This is a genomic window from Amycolatopsis sp. Poz14, from assembly GCF_006704225.1.
Lineage (GTDB): Bacteria > Actinomycetota > Actinomycetes > Mycobacteriales > Pseudonocardiaceae > Amycolatopsis > Amycolatopsis nivea.
In genome coordinates, this window is the sequence record NZ_JACLHD010000001.1 from 1,077,829 (window position 1) to 1,099,746 (window position 21,918).

General features: G+C 68.6%; 19 protein-coding genes, 1 tRNA gene and 1 riboswitch. Of the genes, 8 read left to right on the forward strand and 12 right to left on the reverse strand.

The genetic code is table 11. The features are described from left to right. Positions 1-35 precede the first annotated feature (35 nt). Complete coding sequence (locus FKO37_RS05400) at positions 36-962, forward strand: TauD/TfdA family dioxygenase (protein ID WP_238603878.1); 927 nt, start codon at positions 36-38, stop codon at positions 960-962. A gap of 4 nt (positions 963-966) precedes the next feature. Here the strand turns inward: FKO37_RS05400 and FKO37_RS05405 are convergent, their stop codons facing one another. Further along, positions 967-1,530 (reverse strand): TetR/AcrR family transcriptional regulator, encoded by a 564-nt coding sequence (locus FKO37_RS05405; protein WP_238603879.1) that lies wholly within the window; start codon positions 1,528-1,530, stop codon positions 967-969. Positions 1,531-1,624: 94 nt separating this feature from the next. Here FKO37_RS05405 and FKO37_RS05410 point away from each other — a divergent pair, with 94 nt between their 5' ends. Further along, positions 1,625-2,332 carry an alpha/beta fold hydrolase gene (locus FKO37_RS05410; protein ID WP_238603880.1) on the forward strand — a complete coding sequence of 236 codons (708 nt, stop codon included), beginning with the start codon at positions 1,625-1,627 and terminating at the stop codon, positions 2,330-2,332. Positions 2,333-2,709: 377 nt separating this feature from the next. On the opposite strand, the gene FKO37_RS05415 is transcribed toward FKO37_RS05410, so the two are convergent. Then, positions 2,710-3,726 carry a CapA family protein gene (locus FKO37_RS05415; RefSeq protein ID WP_134662093.1) on the reverse strand — a complete coding sequence of 339 codons (1,017 nt, stop codon included), beginning with the start codon at positions 3,724-3,726 and terminating at the stop codon, positions 2,710-2,712. Between the two features lie 125 nt (positions 3,727-3,851). On the opposite strand from FKO37_RS05415, the gene FKO37_RS05420 reads away from it, so the two are divergent. Beyond that, positions 3,852-6,353 (forward strand): endonuclease/exonuclease/phosphatase family protein, encoded by a 2,502-nt coding sequence (locus FKO37_RS05420; RefSeq protein WP_308196513.1) that lies wholly within the window; start codon positions 3,852-3,854, stop codon positions 6,351-6,353. A 371-nt stretch (positions 6,354-6,724) separates the two neighbouring features. Here FKO37_RS05420 and FKO37_RS05425 read toward each other — a convergent pair whose 3' ends face one another. The 6 genes from FKO37_RS05425 to FKO37_RS05450 form a co-directional block, all read right to left on the reverse strand. Continuing rightward, positions 6,725-7,096 (reverse strand): hypothetical protein, encoded by a 372-nt coding sequence (locus FKO37_RS05425; RefSeq protein ID WP_037808549.1) that lies wholly within the window; start codon positions 7,094-7,096, stop codon positions 6,725-6,727. Beyond that, positions 7,093-9,843 (reverse strand): FtsK/SpoIIIE domain-containing protein, encoded by a 2,751-nt coding sequence (locus tag FKO37_RS05430; RefSeq protein ID WP_238603881.1) that lies wholly within the window; start codon positions 9,841-9,843, stop codon positions 7,093-7,095. Before FKO37_RS05430 ends, FKO37_RS05425 begins: the two co-directional genes overlap by 4 nt. A gap of 7 nt (positions 9,844-9,850) precedes the next feature. Then, entirely contained in the window at positions 9,851-10,099 is a 249-nt protein-coding gene (locus tag FKO37_RS05435; RefSeq protein ID WP_043834588.1) for a hypothetical protein, read from the reverse strand. A gap of 5 nt (positions 10,100-10,104) precedes the next feature. Further along, on the reverse strand, positions 10,105-10,365 hold the full coding sequence (locus FKO37_RS05440; RefSeq protein ID WP_009084635.1) for a hypothetical protein: 261 nt from the start codon (positions 10,363-10,365) through the stop codon (positions 10,105-10,107). A 371-nt stretch (positions 10,366-10,736) separates the two neighbouring features. Next, positions 10,737-11,114 carry a nuclear transport factor 2 family protein gene (locus FKO37_RS05445; RefSeq protein ID WP_037808544.1) on the reverse strand — a complete coding sequence of 126 codons (378 nt, stop codon included), beginning with the start codon at positions 11,112-11,114 and terminating at the stop codon, positions 10,737-10,739. Between the two features lie 42 nt (positions 11,115-11,156). Then, positions 11,157-11,915, reverse strand: a complete 759-nt coding sequence (locus tag FKO37_RS05450) for a TetR/AcrR family transcriptional regulator (protein WP_238603882.1) — start codon at positions 11,913-11,915, stop codon at positions 11,157-11,159. A 128-nt stretch (positions 11,916-12,043) separates the two neighbouring features. On the opposite strand from FKO37_RS05450, the gene FKO37_RS05455 reads away from it, so the two are divergent. Continuing rightward, complete coding sequence (locus tag FKO37_RS05455) at positions 12,044-13,486, forward strand: MFS transporter (protein ID WP_238603883.1); 1,443 nt, start codon at positions 12,044-12,046, stop codon at positions 13,484-13,486. A gap of 50 nt (positions 13,487-13,536) precedes the next feature. Here the strand turns inward: FKO37_RS05455 and FKO37_RS05460 are convergent. Both FKO37_RS05460 and FKO37_RS05465 read right to left on the reverse strand, forming a co-directional pair. Then, a tRNA-Ser gene (locus FKO37_RS05460) sits at positions 13,537-13,621 on the reverse strand. A gap of 63 nt (positions 13,622-13,684) precedes the next feature. Further along, entirely contained in the window at positions 13,685-14,434 is a 750-nt protein-coding gene (locus FKO37_RS05465) for a PP2C family serine/threonine-protein phosphatase (protein WP_037808538.1), read from the reverse strand. A gap of 77 nt (positions 14,435-14,511) precedes the next feature. On the opposite strand from FKO37_RS05465, the gene FKO37_RS05470 reads away from it, so the two are divergent. Both FKO37_RS05470 and FKO37_RS05475 read left to right on the forward strand, forming a co-directional pair. Then, entirely contained in the window at positions 14,512-16,254 is a 1,743-nt protein-coding gene (locus FKO37_RS05470) for a class I SAM-dependent DNA methyltransferase (RefSeq protein WP_238603884.1), read from the forward strand. A 17-nt stretch (positions 16,255-16,271) separates the two neighbouring features. Next, positions 16,272-17,165, forward strand: a complete 894-nt coding sequence (locus FKO37_RS05475; RefSeq protein ID WP_037808537.1) for a serine/threonine-protein kinase — start codon at positions 16,272-16,274, stop codon at positions 17,163-17,165. Here the strand turns inward: FKO37_RS05475 and FKO37_RS05480 are convergent. Beyond that, positions 17,149-17,667 (reverse strand): hypothetical protein, encoded by a 519-nt coding sequence (locus tag FKO37_RS05480; RefSeq protein ID WP_037808535.1) that lies wholly within the window; start codon positions 17,665-17,667, stop codon positions 17,149-17,151. The genes FKO37_RS05475 and FKO37_RS05480 overlap by 17 nt on opposite strands. Further along, positions 17,664-18,182: a hypothetical protein gene (locus FKO37_RS47490; RefSeq protein WP_199817307.1), complete on the reverse strand. Its 519-nt coding sequence runs from the start codon at positions 18,180-18,182 to the stop codon at positions 17,664-17,666. Before FKO37_RS47490 ends, FKO37_RS05480 begins: the two co-directional genes overlap by 4 nt. Here FKO37_RS47490 and FKO37_RS47495 point away from each other — a divergent pair. Beyond that, entirely contained in the window at positions 18,175-18,492 is a 318-nt protein-coding gene (locus FKO37_RS47495; protein ID WP_199817306.1) for a L,D-transpeptidase, read from the forward strand. The two genes, FKO37_RS47490 and FKO37_RS47495, sit on opposite strands and share 8 nt — an antisense overlap. Positions 18,493-18,584: 92 nt before the next feature. After that, positions 18,585-21,728 (forward strand): PQQ-dependent sugar dehydrogenase, encoded by a 3,144-nt coding sequence (locus FKO37_RS05490; RefSeq protein WP_238603885.1) that lies wholly within the window; start codon positions 18,585-18,587, stop codon positions 21,726-21,728. An 80-nt stretch (positions 21,729-21,808) separates the two neighbouring features. Then, a riboswitch (ZMP/ZTP riboswitch) is annotated at positions 21,809-21,899 on the forward strand. The last annotated feature ends 19 nt before the right edge of the window (positions 21,900-21,918 follow it).

Here is a 21,918-nt window from a genome sequence, read left to right on the forward strand (position 1 = left end):
TAGCCGAATTCACCTATTCTTCCGGGAGTACCCCCATGTCTGTAGACCTGCCTGCCCGCCTGCGCTCGTCCGTCACCCCGGACGACGGGATCCTCGAAGGACCGCGCGTGTTGCGCCGCCTTCCGGACGGTGTCGAAGAACGTCCCTACGAGCTTTTCACCCTGCGTCCGCTCGGACGGGTGATCGGTGCGGAAATCTCCGGAGTGGACCTCGGCGCACCCGTGTCGCCGCGGTTGCGTGCCGAGCTGAACCGCGCGTTGCTGGAGTGGAAGGTGCTGTTCTTCCGCGACCAGCGGATCACGTCGCAGCAGCAGCGCGCGTTCGCCGCGAACTGGGGAGAACTGGAGACCAACCCGTTCATCGCACGCGGAGATTCCGATCAGGTCGTGCGGTTCACCCGCACCGCCGGGATGCCCGGGTACGAAAACATCTGGCACACCGACGTCACCTGGCGGCCGAATCCGGCGCTCGGTTCGGTGTTGCGGCTGGTCGAGGTCCCGCCGATCGGCGGCGACACGATGTGGGCCGACATGGCCGCCGCCTACGACAACCTGCCCGCCGACGTCCGCGAGCGGATCGACGGCCTCACCGCGGTGCACGATTTCGTCCCCGGTTTCGACCGGTTCACCGACCCGGACCTGCTGGCCCAGTGGCAGGACGCGTACCCGCCGGTCGAGCACCCGGTGGTGCGGACCCATCCGGAGACCGGACGGCGGACGTTGTTCGTGAACCAGGCGTTCACCACGCACATCACCGGCCTCGACCGCGCCGAAAGCGACCGGCTGCTGCGGTATCTGTTCCTCCAGGCGCACACGCCGGAGTTCCAGGTGCGGTTCCGCTGGGAGCCGGATTCGGTGGCGTTCTGGGACAACCGCGCGACCCAGCACTACGCGGTCAACGACTACCACCCGCACGTCCGGGTCGCCGAGCGCGTCGCGATCGTCGGGGACCGGCCGTACTGACCGCTCACGACACCCCGGTGAGCACGGTGTCGACAAGTCGCTCGAGATAGGCGGCGTCGGCGGATTTCGCCCGGATCAGGGTGTGGAACCAGAGGTTTCCGCCCAGCAGATCCATGATCATCTCCGAATCCGCGGCGTCGGCGAGTTCGCCTCGGTCGTGCGCCCGGTCGAAGACGGCCTGCTCGCGGCCGAGGCGGTCGGCGAAGAACCGTCCGGCGGCCTCGGCGGTGGCAGGCCGGTCCGGCAGCGCGGAGACGACGGCCGTGATGACGCGCCGGTTCGCCGGATCGGACAGCAGGCGGTCGATCTGCTTCGCCAGTTCGAGGAGATCGCCGCGAAGGGAACCGGTGTCGGGAATCGCGAAGGCGAGTTCCGGGGCCTGCACGAGCGCGTCGGCGAGGACCTCGTCCTTGGTCGCCCACGTGCGATAGATCGTCGTTTTGTGCACCCCGGCCCGCGCGGCGACCGCTTCGATCGTCAGTGCGTCGTACCCGCGTTCGGCCAGCAGCGCGAGGGTCGCGGAGAAGATGGCGTCCGCCTTGCGCGGGCGGGTGGCGGTCCGGTCCATGGCTCGATCCTAGCCAGATTTGCAACGGTGCGTTGCATTTGATAGACCGGTGCAATGCAACGGTCCGTTGCATTCCTGGGTGGAAGGCGGAGACATGAGCGACGTGCTCCCGGTGGTTTTCGTGCACGGCATCCGGTTGTCCGGGGCGTGCTGGCAGCAGCAGAAACGCCTGGCCCGCGGCCGAGTCGCCGCGCCGGACCTGCCTGGGCACGGCACGCGGCGCGGGGAGAAGTTCACTCTCGACGTGGCGGTCGACGCGGTCGCCGAAGCCATCGACGAGGTCGGCGGCCGCGCGGTTCTGGTGGGCCATTCGCTCGGCGGCTACGTCTCGATCGCGACCGCGGCCCGGCATCCGGAGCGGGTCGTTTCCCTGGTGGGAGCTGGATGTTCGCTCCCGCCGAGTTCGGTGCTGCGCGGCGGATTCCGGTTCGCGCGCCGTGGGCTGGCGACTGCCGCGGACGACGGCGCTTCCTTCAGCGCGTGGCTCCTCCGCCGGGTGCTCCCCGCGGAAGTCGCCGAGCCGGTCATCGCCGCGGGAATCGCCTCCGAAGTCATCCCTGATGTGATGGAGGCGGCCGCCGGGATGGACCCGCTCGCCGACCTCGCCCGGTACCCGGGGCGGGTACTGCTGCTGAACGGCCGCCACGACCACTTCCGTCTCGGCGAGCGGCGGTTTTTGGCTGCGTGCCAGGACGGGGCGCTGCAGATCGTGCCGGGGGCGGGCCACTACCTGCCGCTCACCCACGGCGAGAGTTGCGCGCGGGCGGTCGACGGCGTCGCGACGGCCCTCGTCAGCGGTTAATGCTCGCGAGTGGCGAGGCGGGCCGCCTTCCTCCCCCTCCCGCGCTCCCCCGCGCGGTCAAGGCGGCGCCTCGCCACTCGCGAGGCTTCCCCGGGGCAAATCCGTGGAGCCGCGGTCGCGGGCGAAGCGGAAAGTCCCGCGCCCGCGGCTGTTTTCCCGGGTGGTGACACCTGCGCACTCGACGACGGTCAACCCCCACGTGACCGTGTCGCCTCCCCCGCGAGGTGCTACCCGTGAGCGGCGGGGCGGCCCGAAAGTGGTCTGGGCCACAGTTTCCGCGCTCATCGGTAAGGTACTCCCGCCCGGTACCAGTCGACCCCGGGCTTGAGCTGCATTTAAGGCAGATGCGCCGTCCGGGTGACGGCGGGACCAGCGGTCTAGCCGCGAAGTCCTTCGACTGTTGCGAAGCCGTCACTGACTGTCACCTTGGTGCCGCGGCGAGCGGACAGCTCCACGAACCGCTGCAGTGCCGTGTCGGCGTCGTCTCCCGTCAACGGTACGCATTCGTTGTCTTCGTCGCGGCGGATCGGCACTAATTCGACCCGCATCTGCTCGCCGACGACGCAGCCGGCGAGCAGGCCGTCGCGGTGGCGGTCCCGCATGGCGGGCCAGTCGAAGACGAGGTTGCCGAGGCTGTAGAGGATCGGGCGGCCGCGATACACCTCGGCTGGCTGCACTGTGTGCGGTCCGTGCCCGACGACCAGGTCGGCGCCGGCGTCGATGATCGCGTGTGCGTAGGTCACCTGGTATTCGGCCAGCTCGTCGCCGGGGAGGCCCCAGTGCATCGACACCACGACATGGTCGGCCTCGGCGCGGGCGCGGCGGATGTCGGCGAGCAGCAGTTCCAGGTCGCGGCGGACCGGCGTGGTGTGCACGATCGGCGGGCGGCCGGGGACGTCCAGGACGCGCGGATCCGGTTGGTACGACGTGTAAGCGCCCGCCGCGGCGACACCCGGCGAGTCCTCCGTCGCTTCCTGCCCGACGGGCCAGCACAGCGACGTGTAGGCGAGGAACGCGATCCGGCCGCCGGGTCGTTCGAGGACCGCCGGCGCGTGCGCCTCGGCGAGGTTCGAGCCCGCGCCGCAATGCGCGATTCCGGCGCGGTCCAGCACGGCGAGGCTCGCCATCGCCGCGGCCGGCGGGTAGGTGACGTTGTTGGCGACGGACACGACGTCGATCTCGGCGGCGGTCAGCGCGGCGACCATCTCCGGCGGCGAGTGCCGCCAGTTCGGTTTGTGCGGGATGTCCATACCGGTCGAGCCGGACAGCGGTCCTTCGAGATTCACGAACCGCACGTCGGCGCCGGTGAGCAGCGAGGTCAACGGGTCGAACGCCGTTTCCGGCTTCGCGCGGCCCTGCAGGTTGACGTCTCCGCCGAGTACGAGCGTGATCATTGCGTCAACCCGTCCAAAGGAGGAAATCCCTCCAGCTCGTTACGAATCGTTGCCCTTTCGTCTTCCTCTGCTTCGCTTGTTCGGGGGACGATGCCTCGACCGTTGACATGCAGAGGGGACTCAGGGTGACCATATCCCGTCGTCCCGCCGGGGGCCGCAGCGCCGGTGGGGCAAGACTGACCAGAGGCGCGGTTGCCGTCTCCGCAGCTGCTCTCGCGCTGGGCGGACTGGCCGCGCCCGCTTCGGCGGCGCCAAGCGCGGACGCCCTGATCGCCGAGGTCTACGGCGGTGGCGGCAATTCCGGCGCCACGCTGACCAACGACTTCATCGAGCTGGCCAACTACGGCGGCGCGCCGGTCGCGCTCGACGGGTACAGCGTCCAGTACCTGCCCTCTTCGGCAAGCGCGTCGAGCAAGTGGCAGGTCACGCCGCTCGCCGGGTCCGTCGCGCCGAAGGGCCGCTACCTCGTCGCGGAGGGGAAGGGGAACGGCGGCACGATCGCGCTGCCGACGCCCGACGCGACCGGGGGCATCGCGATGTCCGCGACCGCGGGGACGGTCGCGCTCGTGTCCGACAGCGCGCCGCTGACCTGCAAGTCCGCTGCGGATTGCTTGGCGGACAGCCACGTCAAGGACCTCGTCGGCTTCGGCGATGCCGTTGTCCGCGAAGGAAACCCGGCCGCCGCGGCGTCGAACACGACCTCGGTCGCGCGTGCCGCGACGCTCGCCGACACCGACGACAACAGTGCGGACTTCGCCGTCGGCGACCCGACGCCTACCAACACCAAGGGCGAGACCACCGGTACGCAGCCGGGCGAACCGGGTGTTCCGGCGAAGATCCACGACATCCAGGGCACGACGCGGATTTCGCCGTTCAAGGACAAGCAGGTCGAGGACGTCACCGGCGTCGTCACCGCGGTGCGGAGCTTCGGCTCGGCGCGCGGGTTCTGGATCACCGACCCGCATCCCGACAGCGACCCGCGCACCAGCGAGGGCCTATTCGTGTTCACCGGATCGACGACCCCGGCGGTGGCGGTCGGCGACGCGGTCACCGCGCAGGGCAAGGTCAAGGAGTACTACCCGGACGCGCCCGCGACCTCGAACTACCAGTCGCTCACCGAGCTGACGAGTGCACAGTGGACGGTCGGCTCCTCGGGCAACCCGCTGCCCGCCCCGACCGTGCTGACGCCGGACCAGGTGCCGGATGTGCTGGCTCCCAACGCGGGCGGCAACATCGAGCCGTTGCCGCTCGAACCGTCGAAGTACGCGCTGGACTTCTGGGAATCGCACGAAAGCGAGATCGTCCAGGTCTCCGACGCGCGCGTGGTCGGCCCGAGCAACAAGTACGGCGAGCTTTACGTGACCACGAAGCCGCAGCAGAACCCGACTCCGCGCGGCGGCACGGTTTACCTCGGCTACGACAAGATCAACACCGGTGTGCTGAAGGTACAGTCGATCATTCCTGCCGCGCAGCAGGCGACGCCGAAGGTCAACACCGGCGACGTGCTCACCGGCGTCACCTCCGGTCCGGTGGAATACAGCAACTTCGGCGGGTACACGCTGTTCGCGTCGAAGCTGGGTGCGGCCAAGGACAACAAGCTGCAGAAGGAAACCACGCGCAAGCAGCGTCCGGGCGAGCTCGCGGTGGCGACGTACAACGTCGAGAACCTCGCACCGTCCGATTCGGACACCAAGTACGCGCAGCTCGCGCACGGCATCGTCGACAACCTCGCGACGCCGGACATCGTTACCCTGGAAGAAATCCAGGACAACAGCGGTGCGACGGACGACGGAACCGTCGACGCCGACGCGACGCTGAAGAAGTTCACCGACGCGATCGTCGCCGCCGGCGGCCCGCAGTACCAGTGGCGGCAGATCGACCCGGTGAACGACGAGGACGGCGGACAACCGGGCGGCAACATCCGCGTCGGCTTCCTGTTCAACCCGTCGCGAGTGTCCTTTGTGGATCGTCCGGGCGGCAGCCCGACGTCTTCGGTCGGCGTGGTTTCCGACCACGGCAAGGCGCACCTGACGCAGTCGCCGGGCCGGGTCGACCCGGGCAACGACGCGTGGGAGGACAGCCGCAAGCCGCTGGCGGGCGAGTTCGTGTTCCGCGGACGCACGGTTTTCGTGCTGGCCAACCACTTCAACTCCAAGGGCGGCGACCAGCCGACACACGGCCGCTACCAGCCGCCGACGCGCAGCTCCGAGGTGCAGCGGCAGAAGCAGGCGACGGTGCTGCAGGGGTTCGTCTCGCAACTGCTGAACGCGGACCCGCGGGCGAACGTCGTGGTGGCCGGTGACCTGAACGACTACCAGTTCTCGCCCGCGCTGGCGAAGCTGACGTCGGGCGGGTTGTTGAAGGACCTGATCTCGACACTGCCGCCGGCTGAGCGGTACAGCTATGTGTACGAGGGTCAGTCGCAGGTGCTGGACCATATTCTGGCGTCGGCGGCACCGCGTGGGGTGGATTATGACGTGGTGCATGTGAATGCGGAGTTCGCTGACCAGGCTAGCGATCATGACCCGCAGGTGGTGCGGTTCCGGCCTTCGGCGGGGAATCCGTTCGCGGATTTCGCGAATGATGTGCTGGACCAGCTTGACCGGTGGTTCCACCGGACGGCGTAGGTAGTTGGCTGTGAGGGGAGTCCTGGTTCCGTCAGGGTTCCCCTCACGGTTTTTTGGCTGGGTGGATGGAGAGCTTCGGCGATCTTGGGAAGATCCTGGGGCAGCGCTCTTGCCGCTAAGGTCTTCACCGTCACAGTGAACTGGCCTAGCGTGCGACACCTCCTGGGGTGGCTGCACGCGGCCCCAAGCCGACCTCCTGACTTCGGGGTCGACCTGGTGATCCGGACCGTGAGTGGCGCGCCTCCCACGCCGTTTGAAGCTAGCCGAGCCGTCCCGACTCTGGCCCGGAGAACGGACTGGCCGATTGGGTTTCAGTCGAAGCTGAACACCCCCCGGCCTTTCACCAGCCAAGGGCACCAACCCCTTGCGGCTTAACGCTTCGCCCGCCAGCCAAGCCCCAGCACCGCCTGTACCAGTTCCTGATAACTCGGCTTGACCTCTTCCAAATACCGGTCCAAATACTGCGGCCGAGCAGTAGTCACCGGCTGCGGGTCGTCCAGCGCCTCCACAAAACTCAGCCTCGAAACGTTGTGCAGCGCCATCTTCCACCACCGGTTGGCGCGCTCCCGGGTTTTCTCCTCCCGATCCTGCGCGGCAGCCACCGCCGCGTGTGCGTCCGCCAGTTGGCGTTCGATTTCGTCCGCTCGCGCCAGTTCCCACGCGCGCAGGCTGTCTGCCGAACCGCGGGCTAGGCCGACGATTTCCTTGTACCGCATTGCGGGGCTGGTGGTTCCCTCGGTCACGGCGTGCCTCCCGCGGTCGGCTCGGTTTCTGGGCGCTGGAACGGGATGATGACTTCCGGCGCCCCGTGCGTGGTGCGGTCGAAGAACAACGCTCGGCCCGGACGGGGCGACCAATGCACGACCTGGCCCGCGGCGAACGGTGACAAATCATTCCCTTGAACGTCCAGGGCGGCCCAGGTGCCGATGTCGTCCGTGCCGCCGAAGCCGAGGGTGTCCTTGAGTCGCGCGGTGCTGCGCCACCAGCCGATGGTGTGCACGCCATGCGCGGGGCCGTTTTTCAGCAGTGTGCGCAGATGGTCGAGGCCGCTCTTCAGCTGTCCAACGGCCTTTGCCTCCAACGAAGGCAACGCGGCGTCCACGCCGTACAGCAGCAGGATGCGCGGCGTCGTCGTGGAAAGCGATTCGACGATCGATTCAAGCTCAGTGGAAAGGTCTTCGGTGAGCGTCGCGATGTGCCCCTCGGCTTCCAGGCGGCTCTTCAAGTCCAACACTGCCGGGGAACTGGCCACGATGGGGCAATGCAACAGAAACTCGACCTGTCCGAGTTCCATTTGCCGGGAAAGCGATCGAGCGGCGGAGTCCATAATGGACAACGCCTCCGCGGTCGCGCCGCCGAGCACGGCGATGTTCCGGCCGGGTACCCGGGGGAGTTCGACACCGCAAGCGGCTTCGGTGACGTCGATCGACTGGCCGAGGATCGCTCGCGGCTGGGGGCTCGGCTTGAGTTCCACATAGGCCGGGAACTGTTCCAGCACCGGCGAATGCGCACCGTCGAACAGGCGTGGCCGGGTGAAGCGGCCAGCGTAGAGTTCCCACAGCTTTTGCTGCAGGTTCACGAAAACGTTGCGACTGCTCGCATCCGGCACGTGTGCGAGCTGGTTTCCGTGTGCGACACCGGAATCGTGGTTGATCACCGCGTGCCACTTGGGTGCGGATACGGCCGCGTTGTTCGTTTCCGCGAGGACCCGGCGCGCCTTCGGCATCGCGATGCGCAGCGTGCACTGCTCGAAGACTGCGGGTTTGCCCCAAAACGCTTCGATCCCGGCGACGTCCTGGCTCGCCAGCACCAGGTGGATGCCTTGCGAACGCCCGCGCCGGGCGATGTCTTCGAGCAATTGCGTGGCCTGTGCGGTGACCTGGTCGCGTCCGGCGAAGAGGTACTGGAACTCGTCGATCACCGCGACGATCCGCGGCCAGTGTCCGCCCGGATCCTGTTCCCGCAGGTCGGCCAGGTTCGTGACCTCGTGTTCCTTGGCCGCGGCGGAACGGCGGCGCAGTTCGTCGGCGAGGAAACGCAGCAGTGCCAACCCGAATTCGCGGTCGGTGTTGACGTTGACGCCCACCAGTTTCGCGTGCGGCAGCCAGCTGGAGTCCTTACGCCCAGGCGCGAGACCGGCGAACGAGACGCCTTCCTTGAAGTCCAGCAGGTACAACGCCAGTTCGTCCGGCGTGTAGCGCGCGGCGAGACTGCCCAGCAACGCGTACAGGAAGTTCGTTTTCCCGGAACCGCTCGGGCCGCCGATGAGCGCGTGCGGGCTCGCGTCGCCGATCACGACTTCGACGGCTTCGCCCTCGTGGAACCCGATCGGCGCGCGCAGTTCCCGCGCGGAGCTTTCCTGGCCGATCTCGGCGGGCATCAGATCGGCGAACGACCGTGGGCCGCCCTGCTTCGAGATCAGTGCTTCGGCGATGCGGTTCGCCGCGCGGATGACCTGCCCGGACGGCATCGGCGGATCCAGGTCAACGACCAGGTCGCTGCCGGTCATGCTGCTGACCGCGCGGCGTTCGTCCAGCAGGCTCAGCGTTTCGATCGACGCGCTCACCGCGGTGGGCACGTCGACCAGGATCAGGCAGATCCCCGCCGCGAGCGCGCCGCTGGCCACGCGTTTGAGGTCGCGCGCGCGTTCCGCGTCGAGGGTTTCGCCGTTGCCGTACAGCACCGCGATCCGGTACGGCTCCAACCGCTGGTTGGTGGCTTTTCGCAGTTCCCGCAACGAGGTGTGGCCCGCCTGCATGCCGGTGGCGTGGATCCGGCGGATGTGCCCGGCGAGTTCGTCGAGCAGGTCCTCCAGTCGTGTCGGGTCGTACAGCGACAGCGCGCTGGTGCGGCTGAGCGGGTACAGGTCCGGCAGGATCGCGGTGAGCTGCCCGACGTCCCACAGGTGGATTTTCACCGCGCCGGGCTCGAACGCCGACAGCACGCGCATCAGCAGGCCCTGCACGATCCCGTCCACCACCGGCCGCGTTTTCGGCGCGGACGTGATGGCCAGGTGGGATTCGTCCAGCAGCGGCACGGCGACATCGAACGTGCGCGAGATGTCGCGTCCGGCCGCGGTGGCCGAACCGACCCGCCACAGCCCGGGCGCGGTGACGCCGGGATTCGTGCCGACGCGGCCGAGCCATTCGCTCGGCGGCCGCCCGGCCGGGCCCGGCGCGTGCGCGGCGACGAGGTCGCGCAGTTCGCCGGGACCGGCGCTCCAGTCGGTGTAGAAGGCGGCGCGGGTGCCGCCGAGCGCGGCGAACACCTCGTGCGCCGCCGGATGCCGGGCCCACTCCGTCTGCTGCGCCGGATCGGCGTGGTCCATGCCGACCCGGACGATCTCCTGTTCCAGCGTCAGCCGCGCCACCTCGGCCTCGGCCATTTCGCGCGCGCCCGCCGCGGCCCCGAGCACGAGCCCGATCTGGTGCCGGACCCGGTCGAGGGCGGTTTGCACACGGTTGCGTTGCTCGGCTGACTTGCTGGCCATCTCATCCCTACAGGCGTGACTGGTAGCCGCCCACTAATTCGTCGGCGGCGGCTAAACGGGTGAGGAGGTGCTCGAGTGCCTCGTCGGCCTGCGCCAATTGCTGCGGCAGCCACGGATCTGCCTTGGCTTGCGCGTCGACGAGTGCGCGCCGGGCGTCGCCGAGCAGAGCTTGCGCCCGCTCGGCATGCGCCCGTCCGTCGCCGACCCCCGCTCGCGCGGCGGTGAGCAACTGGTGGATTTCGGCGAGCCCCGACATCGGCGTTAAAGCCGCGCCGAGTAGGAGTCGGCCGACGAGATGCCGGCCTGGATGGTGCTCTGCATGCCGGTGATCCCCTGCAGCGCTTCGGCGAGCAGGCCGTGCGCCTGGTTCACCTCGTGCTGGCTGCTGCCCTGGGTGGCTTGGGACAGCGACAGCTGTGCTTCTTCGAGTGCCTGCGCTGCCTGCTGCAGCGCGGCGATGCTCGCGGACGCCTTCTCGTTCGCGAGCGCGATACCAGCGCGGATCTCTTCCACTCCGGCCATGGGGGCGGGCTCCTCGGTGCGTCGTGGGCTGAAACGACCACATACAAACTTAGCGTGATCAGGTGTCTTCGGTAAGTAAGTGGGAACGGGAGAATCGACAAAGCCCCGGACGCGGTCGGCAGTCCGGGGCCTGTCGGGCGTCGGCTCATCGGGTGCGCACGCGGGGCCCGAAACCCGCGTTTCAGCCTTCTGACCTGCGGGTTATCGGGATGGGTGCGCCGGCCAACGCCCAGGTCAAAACGGTATTCGTGACACCGGGAAACCTCTCCGGACGGCTGCGATGAAGTCTGCGGCGAAGCCTAGCGGGTAGGACCGTTCGGCCGATCCCAGCCCCTGCCGCGGTTGCGGACAGCGACGGCCCGCCGCCCGGTTCAGCGAGCGCCTGCCGGATTCGGGTCGTCGCCGAGGTAAGTGCCGTAGCCCTCGACGACGAGCGGACCGTCGAAGACCAGGACCTCGTTGACCAGTCCGCCCTTCTGGTTGCGGTAGTTGATGACGAGCGCGCCGAGTCCGACGTAGACGCCGACGACCTCGAAGCGGAGATCGGGAATCCGGCGGAGCCCTTCGGCCCAGTACGCGCGCAACGCCGCTTTGCCGCGGAGCACGCCGTCGCCGCCGATCACCTGGACCGCGACCGGGGACCGGAAGGTCACGTCCTCGGCGAAGTGGGTCATCAGGGCGTCGAGATCGTGGGCGTTCCAAGCCTTTGCCCAGTGGTCGGCGAACTCTTGCGCGGCGCTGTGGTCCATGAACGAAGTCTGCCAGCGTCCGAGGGGTGGGACGGCGCGCCGTCAGAGGATTCCCTGGCGCGCCAGATCGGCCGCGATCCCGTCCAGGACACCGGAAAGCCCGGACGCGAACAGTTCGTCCAGGTCCCACGGCTCGGCCATCGACCGCATCGCGCTGCCGAGCCGCGGGTAGTCGGCGAAGCTCGGGTTGTGCGCCGGTGCGCCGCGGCGTTCGGCCTCTACGTCGCTGACGTAGGTGAGCGCCACGCCTTGCACATACGAGGCGAACAGGAACATGTACCGGAACGCGTCGGCGGGGTCGAGATCGAGACCGTCGAAGGAGGCGAACGCGTGCTCGCTGCCCGCGGAAAGGGCGGGGCTGTCGTGGGTTCGGGTCGTCACCAGCACTTTCGCCAGGATCCACGGGTGCCGGTGGTAGAGGTCCCAGTCGAGGAAAGCGGCGCGTTCGAGCCCGTCGCGCCAGTCGCGCGGCGGGGTTTCCGGCAGCGGGACCTCGGTGAGCGCCGCCTCGACCATCAACGCCACCAGGTCGTCTTTGGACGCGACATGTCGGTAAAGCGCCATGGTTCCGGCGCCGAGTTCGGCGGCCACCCGGCGCATCGACAACGCTTCGAGCCCCTCGGCGTCCGCGACCGCGATCCCCGCTCGGACGATCCGGTCGACGGTCAGGTGGCCGCGGTCTTCCTCGGACTCCGCCTTGCGCGCCCGGTACGCCTTCGCCTGGCAGGCCCTTGAGCAGTATTGCCGCGGGCGGCCCCGGTCCGGAGCGGCGAGCGGCTTTCCGCAGGACCCGCACTTCACTCGAGACACCTCTTTTCGTCACACGTCGACCGAGCGTGCGGAAAGTCTAGCTCGTCGGTCACCTGCGCGGTAAAGGTGCTGGATAAAAGACTTTGAAGCGCGGCGGCGAGCATGCGTACTTTGTACGCATGCTCGAAGAAACCTCCCCCGCGAAAGCCGGTCCACGGGAATGGGCCGGACTGGCCGTCCTGCTGCTGCCGTGCGTGCTGGCGTCGATGGACATGTCAGTGATGTTCGTGGCCGTGCCGTCGCTGACCGCCGATCTGGATCCGAGCGGTTCGCAGCTGCTCTGGATCATGGACTCGTACGGCTTCCTGCTGGCCGGCCTGCTCATCACGATGGGCACGCTTGGCGACCGGATCGGCCGTCGCCGGTTGCTGCTCGCCGGAGCGGCGGCGTTCGGCGGCGCGTCGATCCTCGCCGCCTTCGCCGCCACGCCGACCACACTCATCGTCGCCCGGATGCTGCTCGGCATAGCCGGCGCGACGCTCGCGCCGTCCACGCTCGCGTTGATCCGCGGCATGTTCCACGACTCTCGGCAGCGCGCGACCGCCGTCGGCCTGTGGACGGCGGGGTTCGCGGGCGGCGCCGTGCTGGGCCCGATCATCGGCGGCTTGCTGCTCCAGCACTTCCACTGGGGTTCGGTGTTCCTGATCAACGTGCCGGTGATGGTTCTCCTGCTGACGCTCGGCCCGCTGCTGCTGCCGGAACACCGCACCCCCGCGACAGGCCGGTTCGACCTGCTCGGCGCGGTGCTGTCGATCGTCTCCGTGCTCGGAATCGTCTACGGCGTCAAGCAAATCGCCGCGCACGGTTTCGGCTGGCTGTCGATCGCGAGCTGCGTCGCCGGTCTCGCCGTAGGCGTGGCTTTCGTACGCCGTCAGCGCACCGCCGCACATCCGCTGATCGACCTCGCGCTGGTGCGGTCGCGTGCGTTCGCGGTGCCGTTGCTGATCGACCTGCTGGCGACGTTCGCGCTCGTCGGGTTCAACCTGTTCACCTGGCAATACCTCCAGATCGTGCGGGGAATGAGCCCGCTGGAATCGGCGCTGTGGTCGCTGCCGACCTTCGCCGTGATGCCAGTCGGGATCGGGGCGGCCGCCACCTTGGCCGGCCGGATCGGCAAGCCGCGCGTGATGACGATCGGCCTGCTCGTGGCCGCGGCGGGGTTCGTCCTGCTGACGCTGCCGCCGCCCGGAATCGGGTACTTCATCGCGGCGCTCACGGTGGTGTCGCTGGGCATCGCCGGAGTCGCGGCGGTGGTGACGGACGTGATCCTGTCCGCCGCGCCCCCGGAGCGAGCCGGAATGGCGTCGGCGATGGCGGAGACGTCCGCGGAGTTCGGCGGCGCGATGGGCATCGCCCTGCTGGGCAGCATCGGCGCGGCCGTCTACCGCGCGGCGATGCCGTCCGATTCCGGGAAAACCTTGGAGTCCGCGGCAAAGCTCCCACCGGGCGACGCACTGCGCGAGGCGGCTTTCGCGGCCTTCAGCACGGAAACCCGAGTGGCGGCGGCGGTGTGCGCGGCGCTGACCGCCGGCGCGGCTTTGGTGATCGCTCGCATCCGCTGAACGACGAAGGTCCCGGCCGCACTGCGGACGGGACCTTCGTGGTGTTGCAGCGGAGGATACAGGATTCGAACCTGCGAGGGCGTGAACCCAACACGCTTTCCAAGCGTGCGCCTTAGGCCGCTCGGCCAATCCTCCGTGGGGAAGAATACCGGATGGCCCTCCGGCCTTCCGCAGGTGGTCCGACCTGCGGCGACGGACTCAGGCCGGGACGACGTCGGCGACCACGATGGTGATGTTGTCCGGGCCGCCGCCCTCGTTGGCCAGTGCGATGAGGCGGGGGACGATTTCCTCGGGGGTGCCGTCGGAGAGGACGTCCTGGATGGCCGGTTCGCTGGCGCCCGCGGTGAGGCCGTCGGAGCAGAGCAGGTAGCGGTCGCCCGCTTGCGGAGTGAACTCCCAGACGTCCGGTTCGGCCGAGCCGGTGCTCAGGAGCGCCTTCATCAGCATCGAGCCGCGCGGGTGGTGGTCGGCGTCGGCGGCGCTGATGGTGCCGTCTTCGACCAGGGCCTGTGCCAGGGTGTGGTCGCGCGTGATGCGCTGCAGTTCGCCGTCGCGCAGGAGGTAGCCGCGGGAGTCGCCGACGTGCGCCGCGGCGAAGTGGGTGCCGTCGAACAGCAGCGTGGTCAGCGTGGTGCCCATGCCGTGCGTCGCGGGGGTTTCCTCGGCCACCTGCGCGAGCTGCCCGGCGACCCGGCGGACGCCGTCGGAGAGCAGGTTCGACAGGTTGTGCGCGGTGAGGTCGAGCGTGCGCAGCTCCGCGTCCAGCGAGGCCAGCACGCTGACCGCGGTCGAGCTGGCCACCTCGCCGTGCGGCTGGCCGCCGATCCCGTCGGCCACCACGAGCATCCGCCCGCTGGCGTAGACGGAGTCCTCGTTGTTGGTGCGTCGTCGCCCTTGGTCCGAGCCTGCGGAGTAGCGCAGGATGAACCGGGTCTGCTCGGTGGCCATGCCCCCATAAAACCATTGGTTGACTGAGTTAACAAGCAAAACGATGGAAACCGCTGTCGTCGGCTATCGTGCTCCCCATGGCAGACGACGCGGCGGTGAGTGCGGCCGACATCGCGCGCCTGGCGGGCGTGCGCCGGGCGGCGGTGAGCAACTGGCGGCGGCGCCATGACGATTTTCCCAAACCAGTGGGCGGCACGGCGTCCAGCCCGTTGTTTTCGCTTCCGGAGGTACAGGCGTGGCTGCGCGGGCGCGGTCGTCCGTTCGAGCTGGCGCCGATCGACGAAGCGTGGCAACGGCTGCGTGCGCTCGGCGACGACCTCGACCTCGGCGCGCGGTTGGCGGCGGTCGGCGAGTACCTCGCGGACGACGCTGAGGGGCCGGACGATCCGGGGTTGCTGGCGTTGATCTCGCAGCTCGCCGCGAGCGAAGGCGCGGCGGAGACGTTCGAGCAGCTCTGCGACCGTTTCTTCGAAGCACACGCCCGCCGGCTCTCCACGACGCCCACCGCGTACGCCGACCTGATGGTGCGGCTGACCGGCGCGAAGGGGGCCACGGTGCTCGACCCGGCGTGCGGGTTCGGGTCGCTGTTGCTGGCCGCCGCGGCGACCCGGGCGCGAGGGCAGGACGTCGACCCGGACACCGCGCGGATCGCGGGCATCCGGCTGCGGCTGCACGGCGCGGACACGGAGGTGCACGCCTCGGACGCGTTGCGCGCGGACGCTTTCGCGGACCGGCTGGCTGACGTCGTGCTGTGCGATCCGCCGTTCAACGAGCGCGGCTGGGGGCACGAGGAACTCGTCGGCGACGCGCGCTGGGAGTACGGGCTGCCGCCGCGGGGCGAGTCGGAGCTGGCGTGGGTGCAGCACTGCCTCGCGCACGTCAAACCAGGTGGCGCGGTCGCGGTGCTGATGCCGGGAGCCGCGGCGGGGCGGCGGAGCGGGAAACGCATCCGGGCCAACCTGCTTCGGGCGGGCGCGTTGCGCGCGGTGTGCACGCTCGCGCCGGGCACCGATCTCTGGCTGCTCACGCGCCCGGAGCCGGAGCAGCGCGCGCCGGCGACGGTGCTGATCGCCGACACCACCGCGGACGACGTCGAGCAGGTGTGGCAGGACTTCCTGGCCGATCCGGACACCGGCGAACGCATCATCGACGTGCTCGACGACGACGTCGACCTGAGCCCGTCCGGCCGTCCCGGCGAGAGCGATTCCGGTGAGGCTTTCCTTGCCGCGCAACGGGTTTTCGGGCAGATCGGGATCGAGCTGCCCAAACTGGAACCGGCGTCCGGCGAAACGGCGCACACGACCGTCGGCGAGCTGGTGAAGGCGGGCGCACTGCGGATCACGCACGCGCCGCCGCGTACCGCTGACGGCGACGAACCCGTGCTGACCACCGACGACGTCCTCATCGGCGGCCCGCCGACCGGGCACGCCGCGCCGGATCCGGCGGCGGTGCTCGCCCACGAGGGCGACGTGGTCGCGTCGGTCACCGGCGCGGTGATCGTCCACAGTGGAGCGCCGGTGCGGCTCGGGCCCGCGCTTTCCCGTTATCGCGTGGATCCGGAGCGGCTCGACCCGCAGTTCCTCGCCGGATGTCTGCGCGCCGCGGACTTCCCGGTGCACAGCGCGTCGACCCGGATCGACGCACGGCGGCTGAAGGTGCCGCGGCATCCGCTCGAAACGCAGCGTGCGTACGGCGTCGCTTTCCGCGCGCTCGCGGACTTCGACCGGGCACTGCGGCAAACCGCGGAAATCGGTCGCGACCTGGTGCGGCTAGGCTTTGCCGCACTCGCCGAAGGACGGCTGAAGCCCGGTGGCGGGTGAGCGCTGTGAGGGGGCCCATGCTGATCGCGGACCGCTACGAGGTCGACGATCTGCCGCTCGGGCGGGGCGGCATGGGTTCAGTGCACCGCGGGCTCGACCGGCGGCTCGGCAGGCAGGTCGCGATCAAGCTGCTTCGGCTTCCTGGCGGCGACGAAGAGCTGGAAGAACGCTTCGCCCGCGAAGCGCGGATCCTCGCGACGCTCGACCATCCCGGCGCTCCCACGCTCTACGACTTCGGTGCCCACGACGACCGGTTGTTCCAGGTCATGCAGTTCGTCGAAGGCGTGACGCTGGACGATCTGCTCGCCGAACACGGTCCGCTGCCGGTGTCCTGGGCGGCGGCGATCGCGGCGCAAGCGGCCGCGGTCCTGGCGGCGGCGCACGCTCGCGCGGTCTGTCACCGTGACCTCAAGCCGGCCAACCTGATGCTCTGTCCGGACGGCAGTGTGAAGGTGATGGACTTCGGGCTCGCTGTGTTGCGCGAAGCCGACACTGCTCGCTTCACGCGCGCGGGGCAGCTGTTGGGGACGCCGTCGTACATGGCTCCGGAGCAGATCCAGCGTGGGCACGCGGAGCCGCGAAGCGACCTGTACGCGCTCGGCTGCGTATTGCACGAGATGCTCACCGGCCGTCCGGTCTTCACCGGGCCGACGGCGTACGCGGTCTTCGACAAGCAGGTGAAGGAACCAGCGCCAGTCGTGCCCGGTGTGCCTCGGGAGTTGAACACGCTTCTCGCTGCGACGCTCGCGAAGGATCCTTCGGTGCGGCCGTCTGGGGCGGAGGTGCTGTACGCGCATCTTGTGCCTTTCGCGCGGGACTTGCCGCCGTTGCCGGGGTTCCTGCATCCGGCGACGGTGTTGAGTCCTTCGCGGATGTACGCGCGCATGGTGGGGCTTAGCGGCGAGCGCTGATGGTCGTCGGCGTCTGCTCCGAGAGCGGCAGACCGCGCTTCTGAATGCGGTAGTAGGTGAAGGCGTTCTGTACGCCGATGCTGACGCCGATCGTGAGCATGATCGTCGAGGACGTCACGGTGTTGCTGACGCCGAGCGCGGCTCCGATGAACGAGAAGGCGACGCGTACGCCGATGGTCGCGAACCACAGCACCAGAGTGAGCGGAGTGCCCTTCACGAACGTCGTGCCTTCGCGCGCACTGAGGACCGAAGTGGAGCTTCGCAGGACGCCAAGCAGTCCGAGGACCACGACGTCGCCAGCCAGCAGCGCGTACTCCGTCGCGGTCGCGCTTTGCAACGCGGTGGCGGCGGAGAACACGCCGATCGCGGTCAGGATGAACGGGAGCGTCAGCAGACGCTTGCGGCTGAGGAGCGTGCCGCGCCACTGCCGGTAGACGACCCGGTACAGGACGAGCGCTGCGATCGCGGCGTAGAGAACGATGGTGAGCGGGCCGAGGTTCATGCTTCCAGCCTCGCCGGAATCGATGCGGGTTTCGTCGGCGTACGGGCTGGGGCCAGGTGGATCCGCGGCTCAACCCCGGGGTGGAGAAGCCGGATCGTGACCATTGCCGAGCAACCACGAAGGGGTGATGGTCGTCTATTCGGGTGATACGGGTCCTGCCGAATGCGACCCGACCGAACGCGGGGGTACCGGATCGTGAAGAGGGTTCTGGTGGGGATGGCGGCGCTGGCCGCGGCTTTCGGACTCGTGGCGTGCTCCGGCAGCACGGCTGGGTCAGCTGCCGGCGGCGGCGCGGTGCCCGCGGCGGCGAGCGTGCCCGTCTCGTCTTCCAGTGCGCCGACCAGCAGTTCTGCCCCGGCGACCAGCAGCAGCCCGGCGAGCACCAGCGCGAAGCCGACTCCGAAACCGACGCCGAAGCCCGCTCCCAAGCCGAAGGCCGACCCGGAGCCGAGCACCGCCGACGTCCCGTGCGCCGCGGCCGCCGCCGCTTCGGGCACCAGCGCCTGCGTGGACATTTCCGCGCACCGCGCCTGGCTGCTGCAGGACGGCAAGGTGATCTACGGCCCCGTCTCGATGCTGCCCGGACGCAAGGGGCACGCGACCCCGACCGGCACGTTCCACGTGCTGTCCAAGGAAAAGCTGCACCTGAGCAAGCAGTTCGACAACGCGCCGATGCCGAACTCGGTCTTCTTCTACCCGGGCGACGCCTTCCACACCGGCAGCCTGAAGGTGTACTCGCACGGCTGCATCCACCTGTCGGCGACGTCGTCGCTGCGGTTCTTCAACACCCTGCACATTGGCGACGTGGTCCAGGTCGTGCCCTGACCGGACGCGTCACGGTCGAATAAATATCACCCGATAGAGGCAACTTCGTCCCCCTTCTGAGCGATTACCGGTCGCTGAGAAAGGGGTCCCGAATGGCCTGGCGCAAGCTCCGTTCCCTGGTGGTGGCCGCATTAGCGGTCGTCGCTGTCCCCATCGCGGTCACCGCCGTCGCCCCGGCGGCAGCAGCCGATACCCCGGCGCTGCCGCCGGGGTTCGTTTTGCGGGACCTGCCCACCGGGCTCGGGCAGTACGAGTTCACCGACTTCGCCTGGCTGCCTGATGACAGCGTGCTGGCGCTCGGCAAGTCCGGCGTCGTCAACTGGGTCCCGGCCGCGGGTGGCGGCGCGCCGCAGCGGATCGCGACCTTCCCGGTCGAGACGCAGGGCGACATGGGCCTCACGAGCATCGCGCTCGCGCCGGACTACGCCACCTCGCACCAGGTCTACCTGAACCGCTCGGTCTCGCTCGGCAACGGCCAGTACACGATGCGCGCCGCGAAGTTCACCGTGCAGCTCGACGGCGCGGGACATCCGTCCGGGCTGACCGGCGAGAAGGTGATTTTCGACCTGCCCGGCAGTCCGTATTACATCCACGGCCTCGACACGGTTTACCCCGCGCCGGACGGCACGCTCTGGTACTCCGTCGGAGACAACGGCGACGCGGGCAAGACCAACCCGGTCGCCTTCGTCGCGCAAGACCTCGATTCGCCGTTCGGCAAGATCCTGCACCTCACCGCGGACGGCAAGGGCGTGCCGAGCAATCCGTACTACAACGCCGCCGCGCCGGATTCCGCTCGCAGCAAGGTGTTCGCGAGCGGATTCCGCAACCCGTTCCGGTTCAGTCTCGACCCGAAGAGCGGGCTGCCGGTGGTCGGCGATGTCGGCTGGTACACGTGGGAAGAAGTGGACGTCGTGCAGCCGGGCGCGAATCTCGCCTGGCCTTGCTACGAGGGGAACCACCCGACGCCGGGCTATTCGGCTGACGCGCGTTGTGCCGTGGCGGTGAACACGCCGCCGTTGTGGGACTACCAGCACGGGACCGGCCCGGCGCAGGGCAACAGTGTCACCGGCGGGATTGTGTATGGCGGCACGACTTATCCGGCCGCTTATCAGGGTGCGTACTTCTTCGGGGACTACGCGGGGCAGAAGATCTGGACGCTGCGGTATGACGCGCAGGGCAAGCTCACGCAGGCGCCCACGAGTCCCGCGCCGTTCCAGAATTTCGGCGGGGTTACCCGGATTTCCGCTGCGCCCAACGGGGACATCGTCTTCACTGACCTCAACTCCGGCGTACTGCGGCGGTTGAGCTACTCGACGAACAACGCTCCGCCGGTGGCGAAGGCTACTTCCTCGACGGATCCGGATACTCGCACGGTTTCCTTTGCTGCCAACGATTCGACTGACGCGGACGGCGATCCGCTCACCTATTCCTGGGACTTCGGCGACGGCAGCACCGGCACCGGGGTTCAGGCCAGCCATCAGTACGGGGATGGCGCTTCGTTCACCGCGACGTTGACGGTTTCGGATCCGCTCGGCGGGGTCGGGACCGCGAAGATCGCTGTCGCCCCGGGCAATCACTCGCCGGTGCTGAATTTGTCCGCGCCGGACAAGACTTTTGCGGTGGGTGAGCAGGTTTCGTTGTCCGCCAAGGCGACTGATGCCGAGGATGGCGAACTTCCCGTCACGTGGACGTCATTGATTCGGCACTGTCCGGATCTCGGCGCCTGCCACGTGCATCCCAGTGACGGTGCGACGGGGCCGACCTTGACGGTTCCGTTTACCGATCACACGGACTCTCGGATGGAATTCACCGCGACGGTCACGGACAGCGCCGGGGTGCAGGCGAGCAAGACGTATGTTGCCTACCCGCGCCAGCACCGGTTGACGTTGGTGGGCACGCAGCCGGCCGCGTTGAGCATCCCGAGCGAGGGTGGCGTCAGCAGTGCGATGGTCACTGAGGGTGCGACGTTTGACGTGACTGCTGCGTTGGTTGGCACCGACGGGGTCTCCAAGTTCACCGGTTGGCAGGGCGGTCCGGCTACCTCTTCGTGGTCGATCACCGTCGGCGCTGGTGATATGACGCTGACCGCCAACTACCTGACGGCGATCGATCAGCGGTATGCGGCTGAGCCGGAGTTGCGGAGTTCGATTGGCGCGCCAACGGGTCCCGAGGTCGTTGACGGGCCGGTGCGGTATCGGCCGTATGCGAATGGGCGGTTGTACTGGTCCGCGGCTACCGGGGTGCATGAGATCGGCGGGGAGATCCTGGCCCGCTATCTCGCGATCGGCGGGCATCAGGTGTACGGACCGCCGACGACCGACGAGACCCGGACCGCGGACGGGGTGGGCCGGTACAACCATTTGATCGGTACGCCGGGAAGCCAGGCCGCGGCTATTTTCTGGACGCCGTCCACCGGGGCGCATTCGGTCCAGGGACAGATTCTGGTCAAGTGGGCCGCTCTCGGCTGGGAACGCGGGGTCGGGTATCCGACCACCGACGAGTCCGGGACTCCCGACGGGGTCGGGCGGTACAACCACTTCACCAGTGGCTCGATTTATTGGACGCCTACCGGTGGGGCGCATCAGATCGGCGGGGCGATTCGGGACAAGTGGGCTTCGTTGGGCTGGGAGCGGGGGCTTGGTTACCCGACTACGGATGAGTCCGCGACGCCGGACGGAGTGGGGCGGTACAACCACTTCACTATTGGTGGGTCGATCTACTGGACGCCGTCTACCGGTGCGCACCAGATTGGCGGGGCGATTCGGGACAAGTGGGCTTCGCTGGGCTGGGAGCGCGGTCTTGGCTACCCGACCACGGATGAGTCCGCGACGCCGGACCGGGTCGGGCGGTACAACCACTTCACGGTGGGCGGGTCGATCTACTGGACGCCGTCCACTGGGGCGCACCAGATTGGTGGGGCGATTCGGGACAAGTGGGCTGCTCTCGGCTGGGAGCGCGGTCTCGGTTACCCGACGACCGATGAAACCGGTACGCCTAACGGGATCGCGCGGTACAACCACTTCAACGGCGGCGGGTCGATCTACTGGAGCCCGCGTACCGGGGCGCACATGGTGCAAGGGGAGATTCGCAAACGGTGGGCCGCGCTTGGCTGGGAGTGGGGATATTTGGGGTTGCCTACCTCGGATGAGTATCCGATCAGCGGCGGGGCCCGAAGCGATTTCCAGGGCGGTTATGTGATTTACCGGTATGGAGTGACCACGAATTACCGGTGGTGAGTCGGCTCGGGGCGGCCGTCGGTGTCCTCGCCGACGGCCGTCCTGGTGGTAGCTCCGCACCGGAGTTTCTTGTTACTGTGTCCGCAGGTCGTGACTGGCGTGTGAAGATGGATCACCATCGGGGAGCGACCTCGTCCACGTGACGTCGTGCCGTACGCCTGGGCTCTTGTGGGATCGAGATCCGGGAGAC

Coding starts and splice junctions, on each gene's coding strand:
- FKO37_RS05435 (WP_043834588.1), bottom strand. CDS start 10,099: ATGTCGGGGCTCGCCGAAATCCACCAGTTGCTCACCGCCGCGCGAGCG.
- FKO37_RS05410 (WP_238603880.1), top strand. CDS start 1,625: ATGAGCGACGTGCTCCCGGTGGTTTTCGTGCACGGCATCCGGTTGTCC.
- FKO37_RS05490 (WP_238603885.1), top strand. CDS start 18,585: ATGGCCTGGCGCAAGCTCCGTTCCCTGGTGGTGGCCGCATTAGCGGTC.
- FKO37_RS05400 (WP_238603878.1), top strand. CDS start 36: ATGTCTGTAGACCTGCCTGCCCGCCTGCGCTCGTCCGTCACCCCGGAC.
- FKO37_RS05455 (WP_238603883.1), top strand. CDS start 12,044: ATGCTCGAAGAAACCTCCCCCGCGAAAGCCGGTCCACGGGAATGGGCC.
- FKO37_RS05440 (WP_009084635.1), bottom strand. CDS start 10,365: ATGGCCGGAGTGGAAGAGATCCGCGCTGGTATCGCGCTCGCGAACGAG.
- FKO37_RS05430 (WP_238603881.1), bottom strand. CDS start 9,843: ATGGCCAGCAAGTCAGCCGAGCAACGCAACCGTGTGCAAACCGCCCTC.
- FKO37_RS05480 (WP_037808535.1), bottom strand. CDS start 17,667: ATGAACCTCGGCCCGCTCACCATCGTTCTCTACGCCGCGATCGCAGCG.
- FKO37_RS05415 (WP_134662093.1), bottom strand. CDS start 3,726: ATGATCACGCTCGTACTCGGCGGAGACGTCAACCTGCAGGGCCGCGCG.
- FKO37_RS47490 (WP_199817307.1), bottom strand. CDS start 18,182: ATGTCCACGCAGGCGCTGGTGCCCGAAGCGGCGGCGGCCGCGGCGCAC.
- FKO37_RS05475 (WP_037808537.1), top strand. CDS start 16,272: ATGCTGATCGCGGACCGCTACGAGGTCGACGATCTGCCGCTCGGGCGG.
- FKO37_RS05405 (WP_238603879.1), bottom strand. CDS start 1,530: ATGGACCGGACCGCCACCCGCCCGCGCAAGGCGGACGCCATCTTCTCC.
- FKO37_RS05445 (WP_037808544.1), bottom strand. CDS start 11,114: ATGGACCACAGCGCCGCGCAAGAGTTCGCCGACCACTGGGCAAAGGCT.
- FKO37_RS05470 (WP_238603884.1), top strand. CDS start 14,512: ATGGCAGACGACGCGGCGGTGAGTGCGGCCGACATCGCGCGCCTGGCG.
- FKO37_RS05465 (WP_037808538.1), bottom strand. CDS start 14,434: ATGGCCACCGAGCAGACCCGGTTCATCCTGCGCTACTCCGCAGGCTCG.